The following is a 14,286-nucleotide window of genomic DNA, read 5'->3' as shown; positions in this document are numbered from 1 at the left end:
TTCTGCGGTCGCCCACGAGTCTGCGGGCCCGCCGCGAAGGGTCACAAGATCGAACGGCCGTTCCCCGCGCCACGGATGCCGTGGTGATACACCCGTGATACGCCGGGGATGCGGAGGCCTCCGATCCGGCCGCCGCGGCGCCCGGTCACGCCTCCGTCGTCCCCCGCGCGGTGATGCGGCGGAAGAACCACAGCATGCCCATCACCACCAGGAGCATCGCCAGGCACACGGAGGTGGCCGCCACCATCGCCTCGGGGTAACCCGTGTCCGGCGCGCGGTCGCCCGCGACGGCGAAGAAGACCGCGCCGACGGCGGCGATCCCCGCCGAACTCGCGAACTGCTGCGCCGTCGTCAGGGCGCCCGACGCCATGCCCGCCTTCTCCGGCGGCACGCGCAACAGGGCCACGCCGATCAGCGAGGGCAGGACGACGCCGTTGCCGAGACCGACCAGGCACAGGCACACGCAGATCCAGGCGATCCCGGTCTCCGCGCCCGCCGACCGGACGCGCAGCAGCAGCGCCAGCAGGCCGACCGCGGTCACCGCCGCACCCCCGATGAGGGCGTTCATGCCGTGACGGGCCATCAGGCGCTTGCCCGCCATGGCCGACACCATGTACGTCAGGCCCAGCGGGGTGAAGGTCAGGCCGGCCGCCACCGGGCTGAGCGACAGACCGCCCTGCAGCAGCAGCGTCAGCGTGAAGATGAAGCTGCCGAAGTAGATGTAGAAGGCCGCGCTCGCGACGATCCCGGCACGGAAGGACGAGCCGCGGAACAGCGTCAGGTCGAGCACGGGGGAGCCCCCGCGCGCCCCCAGCGCCCGCTCCCACCACAGGGTCAGCGCGCCCAGCACCACGCCGCCGCCCAGGGACAGCCAGGTCCACACCGGCCAGCCGGAGGAGTGGCCGAGGGCGAGCGGCACCAGGAACAGCGCGAGGGCGGCGCTGATCCCGGCCGCTCCCACCGGGTCGATCCTCGTGCCGGTGCCCGGGCCGCTCCCGGGCAGCACCCGCGGGGCCACCAGGGCGACCACGGCGCAGACGGGCACGTTCACGAGGAAGATCACCCGCCAGCCGAGTCCGGCGATGTCGGCGTCCAGGAGGAGTCCGCCGAGCAGCTGCCCGGCGATCGAGCCGATGCCCGCCGTCACGCCGTAGGCGGCGAACGCCCGGGGCCGCTCCGCGGGGGCGAAGGCGGCCGTGATCGTCGCCAGCACCTGGGGTGCGAGCAGGGCCGCGGTGAAGCCCTGGAAGAGGCGGGCCGCGACGAGCTGCCCAGGGGTCGCGGCGACGCCGCACAGCAGCGAGGCGAGTCCGAACCCGGCCATGCCGATCGTGAACAGCCGGCGGTGCCCGTACAGGTCGCCGAGCCGGCCCCCCGTGATCATGCCGCTGGCCAGGGCGAAGGCATAGCCACCCACGACGAGTTCGAGCGCCGTGGCACCGGCCCCGAGGCCTTCCTCCAGGGACGGAGCCGCCACGTTCACGACGAAGAAGTCGAACTGGGCGATGAACGTCCCCGCCAGCAGGACGGCCAGCACGGCCGCGGGGGACGGGGCGCGCCGGGACCCGTCGCCGGCCTCGCGGGACCGCGCGGTGGTGGGGGAAGCCCCGTTGGTCATCTCTTTCCTCGCTGGGTGCGCCGGACGGTGCCGTCCGCTGCCCGCGGACGCGTCCTCGTCGATACGCCGGCGGTCGTCCCGACCGGGCGGGGACCGCTTCGTGAACGGCGTGCCCACGACGCTAGACGCCGCACGGCCGCGGCGTAACTACTCGAACGAGTAGGGAAGTCGGAGGGGCACCTACTCGTTCGCGCGGTGTGCGCGCGGGATTCGCCGGGCTAGCTTTTCGGCATCGGCAGAAGGGAATCCACCAGTGACCACGCAGAGAACCCTCGCGAGCGAAGAGCCGCGCGAGATCGTGGCGACGGTTCTGGAAAGGGGACCTGCCGGATCGGGTGATTCCCGCCGTGGGGCGGACGGACCGGGAGCGGTCTCCCCGCGCGATTCCGGGGCCGTCGGCCGAATTCGGACCGGATCGGCCGCCGGGAACGCGCCGGGGTATTCGGTGTGGACGTGAACGGCATACGCGGGGGCGGAAAGGCCCCGGTCGCCCGGGCGGAGGTCCGCCGCGACCCGCGCCGGACCCCCGCAGCGGAGCGGGCGGGCTCAGCGGAAGAGCGGCGCGAGCCGCGCCACGCCCTTGGCGATCACCACCGGGTCGTGGGCGGCGAAGGACAGGCGCAGCGTCGCCCGGTCGCCGTCCGCCGCGAAGAACGGCGCGCCCGGCACGTACGCCACGTCCTGCTCGACGGCCCTCGGCAGCAGCTCCATCGCGTCGTACCCGTCCGGCAGCCGCGCCCACACGAACATCCCGCCGTCGGGACGGCTGAGGCGGCTTCCGTCCGGCAGCACGTCCGTCAGGGCGTCGAGGAGCGCCGCGCAGCGCTCCGCGTACGCCTCCCGGCAGCGGGCCAGATGCGCGTCCAGGTCGCGGTCGGCGAGATAGCGGGCGGCCGCCGCCTGGTCGACGGCGGAGGTGTGCAGGTCCAGCGACTGCTTGGCCACGGCACAGGCGCGGCGCACCTCGGCCGGCGCGTGCAGCCAGCCGAGCCGCATGCCGGGCGCGAGGATCTTGGAGAAGCTGCCGAGCAGCACGGTGCGGTCGGCCGCCTCCGGCGACTGGGCGATCCACGGGACGCGTTCGCCGCGGAAGCGCAGCTCCCCGTACGGGTCGTCCTCCACGATCCAGAAGCCGTGCCGGGCCGCGAGCCGGGCCAGCGCGGTGCGGCGCTCGGCCGGCATCGTGTGGCCCGTCGGGTTCTGGAAGGTCGGCACCAGGTAGACCGCCTTCGGCCGGTGCTCCGCCAGGAGGCGCGGCAGGGCGGCCACGTCGATGCCCTCGGAGTCCGTCGGCACCGGCACGGCCCGCACTCCGGCCCGTACGAAGCACTGCAGCGCCGCCAGATAGGTGGGGTCCTCGACCAGGACGGTGTCACCGGGCTCCAGCAGCACGCCCGCCAGGAGGGACAGCGCCTGCTGGGAGCCGGTGGTGATCAGCAGGCCGTCCGGGCGGGCCGCCAGTCCGCCGCGCGTCAGACGGGCGGCGACGGCCTCGCGCAGCGCGGGATCGCCCTCGGTGAGCGAGTACTGCAACGCCCGGTGCGGGGCGCTCGTGAGGACGTGGTCGTAGGCGGCGCGGATTCCTTCCGTGTCGATGAGGTCCGAGGCCGGCAGCCCGCCGGCGAAGGAGATGACCTCGGGACGGGCCGTCAGGGCCAGGGCCTCACGGATGACCGAGCTCTCCGCCGCGGCGCCGCGGAAGGCCAGGGCGGGGGGCGGGACGGTGTCGTTCATGGGAATTCTGCTCCGGGGTCGGCAAAGGGAATGCGCATTTCCCTGGGGAAGTGCGACGGGGATAGAAGCTAGACGTGGAAATCGAAAGAGTCAACGGAGCCTTTTCAGTCTTTCCGGTCGAGGAGATCGGTCATTCGATGGAGAATTCTGTGCATGCCGGTGAATTGACCCCCGACAGCGCCCGAACCGCCCGCGAAGGGCTGATCGAGGTCTGGCGGGACGTGCTCGGAGTCGACGAGGTCGACGAGCGCGATAATTTCTTCGAGCTGGGCGGGGATTCGCTGCTCGCGACCCGGGTGTGCGGCCGTCTGAAAGAGCTCACCGGAATTTCGGTGGCGGCGCGTGACGTCTTCCTGAACCCCACGTTCGGAGAACTCGCGGACGTGTTGGGATCGGGACGTCCCGCGGCCGTGGACGAGGGGCCGGCGCCCGCGCCCGACCGCACCGACGGCACCGACGGAGACGTGCCCTCGGTCAACGAGGAACAGATGTGGTTCCTGCACCGGCTGAACCCCGAGGACCCCGTCTACAACGGCTACCGGACCGTACGGGTGACCGGCCCGCTCGATCTCGACGCGCTGGAGGCGGCGCTCACCGAGGTCCGTGCCCGCCACGAGATCCTGCGCACCACCTACGTCGACCGCGCGGGCCGCCCGACGCCCGTCGTCCACACCGGCGGCACCGTCCGCATCGACCGCGCCGACCTCTCCGGGCTGCCCCGGAAGGAGCGGGACCGCGAACTCGACCGGCGGGTGCGCGACGACGTCGCCCGCCCGTTCGCCCTCTCCGAACTGCCGCTGGAACGGTGGAGCGCCTACCGGCTCGCGCCGGAGGAGCACCTGCTCGTCGTCGTGGCCCACCACATCGTCCACGACAGCCTCTCGTTCTCCGTCGTCGTCCGCGAGGCCGAGGAGCTCTACAACGCCCGCCTGGAGGACCGGCCCGCGCGCCTGGCCCCGCCCCGGCTCCAGTACCGCGCCTACGCCCGCGCCCAGCGGCGGAACGCCGCCACGCCCGAGGCGCAGGCCCGGCTCGACCACTGGAAGCAGCGGCTGGCGGGCACGCCCGGCGTGCTGAACCTGCCCACCGACCGGCCCCGCCCCGCCCGCTACGGCACCCGGGGCGGCCGGGTCGTGCGCGAACCGTCCCCCGGGCTCCTCGCCCGCTGCGCCGAGGCGGGCCGGGAGGAGTCGGCGAGCACCTTCATGGTGCTGTACACCGCGCTCGCCGCGACCCTGCACCGCTACAGCGGCGACACCGACCTCTGCGTCGGCACCCCCATGGCGAACCGCCCCGACCGCGACACCGAGGGTCTCGTCGGCATGGTGATGAACACCGTGGCCCTGCGGGCGACGTTCACCCCCGACACCTCCTTCCGCACGCTGCTGCGCCAGGCACGGGACACCGTCCTGGACGCCGCCGCGCACCAGGAGTGTCCGCTGCCGTCCGTGGTGGACGCGCTCGGCCTGCCCCGGACCCCCGACCGCACGCCGCTCTTCCAGAGCATGATCACCGTCCACGACCACGCCGAGCAGAGCGCCCGGTTCGGCACGGCGCGGGCCGTCGTCGCGGAGCCGTACAACGGCACCGCGAAGACCGACCTGAGCCTCATCCTCGTCCCCCCGGCCAAGGACGCGACGGAGTCGGACACGCCGTCGCTGATCTGGGAGTACAACGCCGACCTGTTCGACGCCGCCACCGTCGAGGAGATCGCCGGAGCCTTCGAGGAGCTGCTCGGCCACGCGCTCGACGCCCCCGACACACCGGTCGGCGCGCTCCGCCTCGCCGACGACGGACACGTCGCCGAGCTGCTGCGCGCCCTGGACGGCGGCCCCGCGCGCGACACGACCCCGGTGCACCACCAGGTGCTGGCACAGGCCCGCCGCACCCCCGCCCGGACGGCCCTCGTCGAGGGGGACCGCCGGCTGACCTACGGCGAACTCGCGGACCGCGCGGCACGCCTCGCGGACGCGCTGCGCGCCGAGGGCGCGGGCCGCGGCACGGTCGTCGCGGTCTGCCTGCCCACCGGTGCCGACCTCGTCCTGGCGGAACTGGCGGTGCTGCTGACCGGGGCCGCGTTCCTGCCGGTCGACCCGGAGCACCCGGCGGCCAGGGCGCGCACGATGACCGGCGACGCCGCCGCCCTCGCGGTCGTCACCACCGAGGAGCTGCGCGACCGCTTCGAGGGGCTGCCCCTGGTGTCGCCCGACCGGGCCGCCCCCGTCGGCGACCCGGCCGCCCCCGCCGCGGACGTCGCCGGTGCGGACGACGACGCCGCGGACGACCTCGCGTACATCATGTTCACCTCGGGCTCCACCGGCCGGCCCAAGGGCGTGCGCGTACCGCACCGCGCGCTCGCCAACCTCGTGTCCTGGTACGCGGACGCGCACGGCCTCACCGCCGACGACCGCGCGAGCTGCGTCTTCTCGCCCGGCTTCGACGCCACCCAGGTGGAGATCTGGCCGACCCTCGTCGCCGGCGCCACCCTCCACTTCCCGGACCGGGCCACGCTGCTCGTGCCCGAGGACTACCGGCGGTGGATCGCCGCCCACTCCCTCACCGTCACCACCCTGCCCGTCGCCCTCGCCACGCCCCTGCTCGGCCTGGACTGGGCACCCGACACGACGCTGCGCCTGATGGTCACCGGCGGCGAGCGGCTCACCGCGCGCCCCCGGCCCGACATCCCGTTCCGCCTCCGCAACGTCTACGGCCCGACCGAGACCACCGTCCTCGCCACCATCGGCACCGTGGCGCCCCAGGGCGCGGCCCACGGCGGACCGGCCATCGGCCGCCCCGCCGCCGGCGTGCGCGTCCACGTCGTCGACGCGGCGACGCGCCCGGTGCCCGCGGGCGCCGTGGGCGAGCTGTACATCGGTGGCACGGGCGTCGCCGACGGCTACCTCGACCTCCCCGAGGCGACCGCGGAGCGGTTCCTGCCCGACGCGTTCACCGACCGGCCCGGCGCCCGCCTCTACCGCACGGGCGACCTCGTGCGGATGCGGCGCGACGGGGAGATCGAGTTCATCGGCCGCGCCGACGAGCAGGTCAAGCTGCGCGGACACCGGATCGAGCCCGGAGAGATCGAGTCCGTCCTGCGCGGCCAGGAGCGGGTCCGCGACGCCCACGTGCTGGTCCGCGAGGCCGCGTCCGGCGCGCAGCTCGTCGCCTACGTCGTCCTCGACGACGCGGACGCGGAACCGGTGTCGCCCCGGCAGCTGCGCGCGCACGTCGCCGGAGTCCTGCCCGCCTACATGGTGCCGGCCGCGATCGTCCCGCTGCCCGAACTGCCCCTCACCCTCAACGGCAAGATCGACGTGCGCCGGCTGCCCGCGCCGGAGACGGCCGGGGAGCGGACCACCGCCAAGGCGCCGGCCCGGGCGGCCGCGGCGCCACCCGCCGGCGGCCTTGCCGACGAGCGGGCCCTGGCCCGGGACATCGCCGCGCTCTGGTGCGACGTCCTCGGGCTGGCGGAGGTCGACCCGCACGACACCTTCTTCGACCTCGGCGGCCACTCGCTGCTGCTGGCGCAGGTGCACCACCGGCTCGCCGCCGAACTCGGCATCGACGTGCCGCTGATGACCCTCTTCGAGCACACCACCGTCGCCGCGCTCGCCGCGCACCTGAGCGGATCGGCACCCGCGTACCGTCCCGCGGAGCCCGCTCCGGCGCGCGACCGCGCCGCGGACGAACCGCTCGCCGTCGTCGGGATGGCGGGCCGCTTCCCCGGCGCGCCCGACATCGCCACGTTCTGGCGGAACCTGCGGGAAGGCGTCGAGTCCATCACCCCGCTCGAACCGGTCGAGGAGGGCGAGGAGGGACTCACCGCCTTCGGCCTGCTGGAGGGCGCCGCCGAGTTCGACGCCGCCTTCTTCGGATACGCCCCGCGCGAGGCCCTCCTCATCGACCCGCAGCAGCGCGTCTTCCTCGAAGTGGCGCACACCGCCCTGGAGGACGCCGGGCACGTGCCGGACCCCGACGGGCCCAGCGTCGGCATCTTCGCCGGCGGCAGCATGACCACGTACTACTCCGTGCTGCAGTCGCAGCGCGCCCGGCTCCCCTTCGCCGACGACTGGGAGTTCCGGCTGGCCGCGGGCGCCGACCACCTCACCACCCGCGCCGCCCACAAGCTCGGCCTGTCGGGACCGGCCGTCACCGTGGCCACCGCCTGCTCGACCTCGCTGACCGCCATCCACCTGGCCGCCCAGTCCCTGAAGAACGGCGACTGCGACATCGCCCTGGCCGGCGGCGCGGGGATCCGGCTGCCGCTGCTGCCCGTGCGCTACAGCGAGGGCGGCCCGTTCGCCCGCGAGGGCCACGTGCGGGCCTTCGACGCCGACGCGTCCGGCATCGTGGGCGGCAGCGCCGCCGCCGTCGTCGTGCTCAAGAGGCTGTCCGACGCCCTCGCCGCGGGCGACCACGTCCACGCCGTGCTGCGCGGCTCCGCCGTGAACAACGACGCGGGCGTGAAGATCGGGTTCACCGCGCCGAGCATCGAGGGCCAGACCAGGGTCATCCGCGCCGCGCACGCCGCGGCGGGCGTCGCCCCGTCCTCGATCGGCTACGTGGAGACCCACGGGACCGGCACGCCGCTCGGCGACCCCATCGAAGTCGCGGCGCTCAACCGGGCCTTCGGCGGGGACCCGTCATCGGAGACCTGCTACATCGGCTCGGTCAAGACGAACATCGGCCACACCGACTCGGCCGCCGGTGTCGTCGGCTTCATCAAGACCGTCCTCACCCTCGAACACGGGGAGATCGCCCCCAGCCTGAACTACGCGCGGCCCAACCCGCAGATCGACTTCGCGGGCGGTCCCTTCGAGGTCAACACCGAGCTCCGGCCCTGGCACCGCACCGACGGGCCCCGCCGGGCCGCCGTCACCGCGCTGGGCATCGGCGGCACCAACGTCCACGTCGTCCTGGAGCAGCCGCCCGTCCGCGGCGCCGCCCCGGCCGCCCCGACGCCGCAGCTGCTGCCGCTGTCCGCCAAGACCGCCCGGGACCTGGACGAGCTCACCGAGGCCACCGCCCGCCGCCTGGACGAGGCCCGCGACGGCCTCCGGCTCGACGACGCGGCGCTCACCCTGCAGCGGGGACGCAAGGAGCACGCGTACCGGCGCTTCCTCGTCGCCGACTCCACGGCCGACGCGGCCCGCACGCTGGCGGACCCCGCCGCCCGCCGCGTCGTGACGGCCGCCGGGTCGCCCGCCGAGCGTCCGGTCGCCTTCATGTTCCCCGGCCAGGGCGGACAGCACCCGGGCATGACCCGCGACCTCTACGCCCGGCAGCCCGAGTTCCGGCGCCACCTGGACGAGGCCTGCGACGCCGCCCTCGACTGCCTCGGGCTCGACCTGCGCGGACTGCTGTTCCCCCGTGAGGACGACCCCTCGGAGCTGGCCGAGGCACAGCGCCGGCTCCACGCCATCACGGTCGCCCAACCCGCCGTCTTCGCCGTCGAGTACGCGCTGGCGCGCCTGTGGCGGCACTGGGGGATCGAGCCGTCCGCCGTGGTCGGCCACAGCCTCGGCGCCTACGCGGCCGCGTGCGTCGCCGGCGTCTTCACCCTCGCGGACGGGATGCGCCTGGTCGGCCGGCGCGGACAGCTGCTGCAGACCGTGGAGGCGGGGGCGATGCTGGCCGTCAAGCGCCCCGAGGAGGAGGTGCTGCCGCTGCTCCCCGACACCGTGACGGTCGGCGCCGTCAACGGCCCCGGCCAGGTCACCGTGTCCGGTCCGGAAGCCGACATCGACGTGCTCGCCGCCCAACTGGCCGACAAGGACATCGACTTCCGCAAGCTGCGGATCTCCGGCGCCGGCCACTCGCCGCTGGTCGAACCGATCCTGGAGGATTTCCACGCCGCCGTCGCCGCCATCGACCTGCGCGACCCCGACATCCCGTTCGTCTCCGACACCACCGGCACCTGGGCGCGGCCGGGAGAGCTGACCGACCCCGCGTACTGGACCGCCCACATGCGTCAGGCCGTCCGCTACGGGGACGCCCTGACCACGCTGCTCGCCGAGCCCGACCGGATCCTGGTCGAGGTGGGGCCGGGCATGACCCTCACCACGCTCACCCGCCAGCACCCGGACCTCACCGCCCGGCACCTCGTCACCCAGTCCCAGCCGCACCCCACCGACCCCACCTCGGACCACGCCGTCGCCCTCGACGCGCTCGGCCGGCTGTGGCTGTCGGGCGCCCGTGTCGACTGGTCCGCCGTCCAGCCCGAGCGCCCCGGGCGGCGGCGGGCCAAGCTCCCCGGCCACCCGCTGCACCGGACCCACTACCTCGTCGAGGCCCCCGGCGGGACCGTCGGCGGAGCGGGACTGCCGATGCCGCCCGAGTGGATGGGGCGCGAGGCCGCCGCCGAGCCGGCCGCCCCCGCGGCCACGCCGGCCGCCGGTTCCGCCTCGACGGCCGAGCAGGCCATCGCCGGCGTCTTCCGGGACCTCCTCGGACTCGACGACATCGCCCCGGCGGACAGTCTCTTCGACCTCGGCGGCGACTCCGTCGTGGCCGCGCGGCTCGCCGCCTGGATCCGGGACACCTACCCCGTCCACCTGGAGACCAGGGAGATCTTCGCCCATCCCACGGTGGCCGCCCTGGCCGCCCTGGTCGACGACCGCACCCGTCCGACGGAGGACACCCGATGACGACCGCCACCTCGCCCTGGCTGGTGTGCCGCCGGCGGCGGCCCGACGCGGCCCTGCGCCTGTACTGCTTCCCGCACAGCGGCGGCTCGCCCGGCGAGTACGTGCGCTGGGCCGACACCCTGGAGGACGTGGAGGTCTGGGGCGTCCAGGCGCCCGGCCGCGGCTCGCGCGTCGCCGAGCAGCCCGTCACCTCCGTCCGCGAGTTCGTGGACGGGCTCCTCGCCGCCACGGAGTTCCGGGGCCCGTTCGCGTTCTTCGGCCACAGCCTCGGCGGGCTCACCGCCTTCGAGACGGCCCGCGCCCTGCGCGAGGCGGGACGGCCGATGCCGGAGCGGCTCGTCCTGTCGGCCTACCCGGCGCCCCACCTCGACCACCCGCGCACCCCCCTCCACACGCTCGGCGACGCCGAGCTCCTCGACGCGATCGACCGCCGCTACGGCGGACTGCCCGCGGCGCTGCGCGAGGACCCCGGTCTCGTGGAGCTCGTACTGCCCGCCTACCGGGCCGACTTCACGATCTTCGAGACCTACCGGCACGCGTCCCTCCCCCCGCTCGACACACCGATCACGGTGCTCGGCGGGGACGACGACCTCGCCACGCCCCTGCTGCCCGAGTGGCGGCGGCACACCACCGAGGCGTTCGAGCTGCGGCTCCTGCCCGGCGGCCACTTCTACCTCCGTGAACGACCGGAGGAGTTCATGAACGTACTTCGGAGCGTGATATGTCCCTGAACGTCCTGCGCGACATGATCCACGGCACACTGCCCTGGGACCGGCTCCACGCCGCACCCGAGGTGTCCCCGGCGGACCGGCGGGCCGCGGACGAGGCGATCGCCGCGCTGCGCGCGATCCTCGACGCGCACGTGGACGCGGCCGCCGTCGACGCCGGCCGCCCGCTCGACGACGCCCTGGTCGGCGCCCTCGCCGACGCCGGGTTCCTGGCCATGCTGCTGCCCCGCGAGGACGGCGGCCTGGGCCTGTCCGAGTACGGGGCGTTCCGGGTCTACGAGACGGCCGCCGCGCACAGCCCCGCGGTGAGCATGATGCTGGCCGGCCACAACTCGATGGGACCGAGCACGTACCTCCCCACGCTGCCGCCGGGGGAGCTGCGGGACCTGCTGACCCGGCACCTCGCCGAGGGCTCCCTCGCCGCGATCGCCAGCACGGAACCGGAGGGCGCCGCCAACACCGACCGCACCTCCGTCGCCCGGCGGAGCCCGGACGGCAGCGGGTACCTGCTCACCGGCGACAAGGTGTTCATCAGCAACGGATCCCGGGCCCGCCTGCTCGCCGTGACCGCCGCCATCGAGGACACCGGGCAGGTCGGCGTCTTCTACGTCGAGTCCGCGGCACAGGGCTTCGAGGTGGTCTCCGAGCACGAGTTCATGGGCCTGCACGGAGCCCCCACCGCGCACATCCGGCTGACCGACGTCTTCGTGCCGGAGGGCCACATGGTCTCCGCGAACGAGGAGTGGCGCACCGCCTCCCCCTTCGCCGAAATCCACACCCTCGCCCGCGTCTACCTGATCAGCGCCCCCTCCACGGCCCTCGCCCGGCGCAGCCTCGGCTGGGCGCGCGAGTGGGTGGCCACCCGCCGCGTCGACGGCAAGGAGCTCGCCTCCTACGAGGCCGTCCAGCGCATGATCGCCGCGTCCGCCGCGGACGTGTACGCCATGGACAGCGCGGTGCGCTGGGCCCTCGCCTGGCAGGGCACCGAGGCCCCGCTGTGGGAGCGCGACGCCCTGAAGAACCTCACGTCGACGGCGGCGTGGCGGGTCACCGACCGCACGGTCTCCCTGCTCGGAGCCCAGGGCTACGAGACCGCCCGCAGCAAGGCCGCGCGCGGCGTGCCCGTCCTGCCGGCCGAACGGGCCCAGCGCGACGTCCGCGGCATGCGCGTCGGCGGCGGCGTCGACTTCAACCTCGACCGCGTCCTGGCGGCCCGGCTGCTCGCCACGTACTACCGGGGCGAGCGGCCCGAGCGGACCGCCCCCGCCCCCCTCGACGCGCCGACGCTGTCGGCGGCCAACCGGGAGCACCTCGCCGGCGTCGAGCGGGGCGTACGCCGCCTCGCCGAGGCCTGCGCCGCCCTCACCGGCACCCTGCCGCCGGCTGAGCTCCTCGCGCGCCAGGAGACGTTGATCACCGTCAACCGCATCGTCACGGAGCTCTTCGGCCAGGCGGTCGTCCTGGCCCGCACCGCGGGTCTCGACCCGGCCGACGAGGCCGCGGCGCTCGCCCAGGACCTCACCGAGGTCCACTGCGACGCCTCCGCCGGGCGCCTCACGGTCCTGTGGGACCGGCTGGGGCGCGAGCTGCCCGCCGCGTACACCCGCCTGGCCCAGGCGTGGATGGACGGCGAGAGCGCCGGCCTGCTCCCCATCTGATCCGTCACCCGAAGCGCGCCCCGCCGCGGTGCGCCCCGACGAAGGACACCACTGACACCATGACGACCCCCACCGAGACGGCGACCACCGCCGGAGCGCTCGACGCCCTGGTCGGCGGCACCCTGCCCGACACCTACCGCGCGGCGCACATCCGCGCCCAGGACACCGAGATGTTCGCCGGAGTGCAGGACAAGGACGTCCGCAAGTCCCTGCACGTCGGCCAGGTTCCCCTGCCCGAGATCGCACCCGACGAGGTGCTGATCGCGGTGATGGCCAGCGCCATCAACTACAACACCGTCTGGTCCGCCATGTTCGAGCCGATGCCCACGTTCGGCTTCCTCAAGCACCTGGCGTCGCAGGGCGGTTGGCACGCCCGCCACGACCAGCCCCACCACGTCCTCGGCTCCGACGCGTCCGGCGTCGTGGTGCGCACCGGCTCCGCCGTGCAGCACTGGAAGCCCGGTGACCACGTGGTGGTGGCCACGGCCCACATCAACGACCAGGAGCCCGCGAGCCACGCCGACGGCATGATGGGCGAGGACCAGCGCGCCTGGGGCTTCGAGACCAACTTCGGCGGCCTGGCCGACTACGCGGTCGCCCGCGCGAGCCAGCTGCTGCCCAAGCCCGCCCATCTGACGTGGGAGGAGGCCGCCTGCAACCCGCTGTGCGCGGGCACCGCCTACCGCATGCTCGTCAGCGACCGCGGCGCCCGCATGAAGCAGGGCGACATCGCCCTGATCTGGGGCGCCAGCGGCGGCCTCGGCAGCTACGCCGTGCAGTTCGTGCGCAACGGCGGCGGCATCGCCGTCGGCGTGGTGAGCTCGGCCGAGAAGGCCGAGACCGTGCGGGCGCTCGGCTGCGACGTGGTCATCGACCGCACCGAGATCGAGCAGGGCGACCCCGGCAGCCTGCAGCGGCCCGAAGGGTGGAAGCGCCTCGGCAAGGCCATCCGCACCGCCGTCGGCGAGGACCCGCACATCGTCTTCGAGCACGTCGGCAAGGCCACCTTCCCGGCGTCCGTCTTCCTCGCGCGGCGCGGCGGGACCGTCGTCACCTGCGGTTCCAGCACCGGCTACCAGCACCAGTTCGACAACCGCTACCTGTGGATGAAGCTGAAGCGGATCATCGGCAGCCACGGCGCCAACCTCCAGGAGCAGTGGGAGACCAACCGCCTCATCCAGCAGGGGCGTGTCGTGCCGGCCCTCTCCGCCGTGTACGGCCTGGACGAGGTGGCCGAGGCGGCCCGCAGCGTCCAGACCAACCGGCACATCGGGAAGGTCGGCGTGCTCTGCCTGGCCCCCGAGCCCGGCCTCGGCGTCACCGACCCCGCCGCGCGCGAGCGGATCGGCCCGGACCGCATCGAGCTCTTCCGGAACGCCGGAGGCGGCCGATGACGCAGGCGATCCGCGAGGCGATCCTCGCGTCCGGGGAGAACGGCCCCCTGACGCCGCGGGAGGCCGCGAACCTCCCGCTCCCCGAGTCGTACCGGGCCGCGGTGCTGCGCCGCGAGGACACGGAGATGTTCGCGGGCATGGACAGCGCGGCGAAGGACCCGCGCAAGTCCGTCCGCATCGAGCAGGTGCCGGTGCCCGAGCTCGGCCCGGGCGAGGCGCTCGTCGCCGTCATGGCGAGCTCGGTGAACTACAACACCGTGTGGTCGTCGATCTTCGAGCCGATGCCCACCTTCGGCTTCCTGGAGCGCTACGGCCGCCTCTCCGAGCTGACCAGGCGCCATGACCTGCCGTACCACGTCATCGGCTCCGACCTCGCGGGCGTCGTGCTGCGCACCGGCCCCGGCGTCAACCTCTGGAACCCGGGCGACGAGGTCGTCGCGCACTGCCTGTCGGTCGAGCTGGAGTCCTCCGACGGCCACAACGACACGATGCTCGACCCCGAGCAGC

Annotated in this window: 7 protein-coding genes; 5 read left to right on the top strand and 2 right to left on the bottom strand. The window is 74.4% G+C overall.

Going from position 1 to position 14,286, the window contains the following annotated elements:
- Positions 1-145 precede the first annotated feature (145 nt).
- Together ACFQ8C_RS19435 and ACFQ8C_RS19430 are read right to left on the bottom strand one after the other, a co-directional pair.
- Positions 146-1,618, bottom strand: coding sequence for an MFS transporter (locus ACFQ8C_RS19435; protein ID WP_383458859.1), 1,473 nt, complete (start codon positions 1,616-1,618; stop codon positions 146-148).
- A 546-nt stretch (positions 1,619-2,164) separates the two neighbouring features.
- Positions 2,165-3,352: a PLP-dependent aminotransferase family protein gene (locus tag ACFQ8C_RS19430; protein WP_383458857.1), complete on the bottom strand. Its 1,188-nt coding sequence runs from the start codon at positions 3,350-3,352 to the stop codon at positions 2,165-2,167.
- A 164-nt stretch (positions 3,353-3,516) separates the two neighbouring features.
- Between ACFQ8C_RS19430 and ACFQ8C_RS19425 the strand changes: the two genes are divergently transcribed.
- The 5 genes from ACFQ8C_RS19425 to ACFQ8C_RS19405 all read left to right on the top strand — a co-directional run.
- Positions 3,517-9,999, top strand: a complete 6,483-nt coding sequence (locus ACFQ8C_RS19425; protein WP_383458855.1) for an amino acid adenylation domain-containing protein — start codon at positions 3,517-3,519, stop codon at positions 9,997-9,999.
- Entirely contained in the window at positions 9,996-10,730 is a 735-nt protein-coding gene (locus tag ACFQ8C_RS19420; RefSeq protein WP_383458854.1) for a thioesterase II family protein, read from the top strand. The genes ACFQ8C_RS19425 and ACFQ8C_RS19420 overlap by 4 nt, the downstream gene beginning before the upstream one ends.
- Complete coding sequence (locus ACFQ8C_RS19415) at positions 10,721-12,385, top strand: acyl-CoA dehydrogenase family protein (RefSeq protein ID WP_383458852.1); 1,665 nt, start codon at positions 10,721-10,723, stop codon at positions 12,383-12,385. Before ACFQ8C_RS19420 ends, ACFQ8C_RS19415 begins: the two co-directional genes overlap by 10 nt.
- 59 nt (positions 12,386-12,444) lie before the next feature.
- Positions 12,445-13,779, top strand: coding sequence for a crotonyl-CoA carboxylase/reductase (gene ccrA, locus ACFQ8C_RS19410; RefSeq protein ID WP_383458850.1), 1,335 nt, complete (start codon positions 12,445-12,447; stop codon positions 13,777-13,779).
- On the top strand, positions 13,776-14,286 hold a 511-nt coding region (locus tag ACFQ8C_RS19405; protein ID WP_383458848.1), incomplete at its 3' end, for an alcohol dehydrogenase catalytic domain-containing protein. The genes ccrA and ACFQ8C_RS19405, both read left to right, overlap by 4 nt.

Source organism: Streptomyces sp. NPDC056503 (genome assembly GCF_042794995.1).
In the GTDB taxonomy this organism is placed as follows: Bacteria; Actinomycetota; Actinomycetes; order Streptomycetales; family Streptomycetaceae; genus Streptomyces.
The sequence above is the reverse complement of the archived record's forward strand: the minus strand, read 5'-3'. Positions and strand labels throughout refer to the sequence as shown.

Coding starts and splice junctions, on each gene's coding strand:
- ACFQ8C_RS19435 (WP_383458859.1), bottom strand. CDS start 1,618: ATGACCAACGGGGCTTCCCCCACCACCGCGCGGTCCCGCGAGGCCGGC.
- ACFQ8C_RS19430 (WP_383458857.1), bottom strand. CDS start 3,352: ATGAACGACACCGTCCCGCCCCCCGCCCTGGCCTTCCGCGGCGCCGCG.
- ACFQ8C_RS19415 (WP_383458852.1), top strand. CDS start 10,721: ATGTCCCTGAACGTCCTGCGCGACATGATCCACGGCACACTGCCCTGG.
- ACFQ8C_RS19420 (WP_383458854.1), top strand. CDS start 9,996: ATGACGACCGCCACCTCGCCCTGGCTGGTGTGCCGCCGGCGGCGGCCC.
- ccrA (WP_383458850.1), top strand. CDS start 12,445: ATGACGACCCCCACCGAGACGGCGACCACCGCCGGAGCGCTCGACGCC.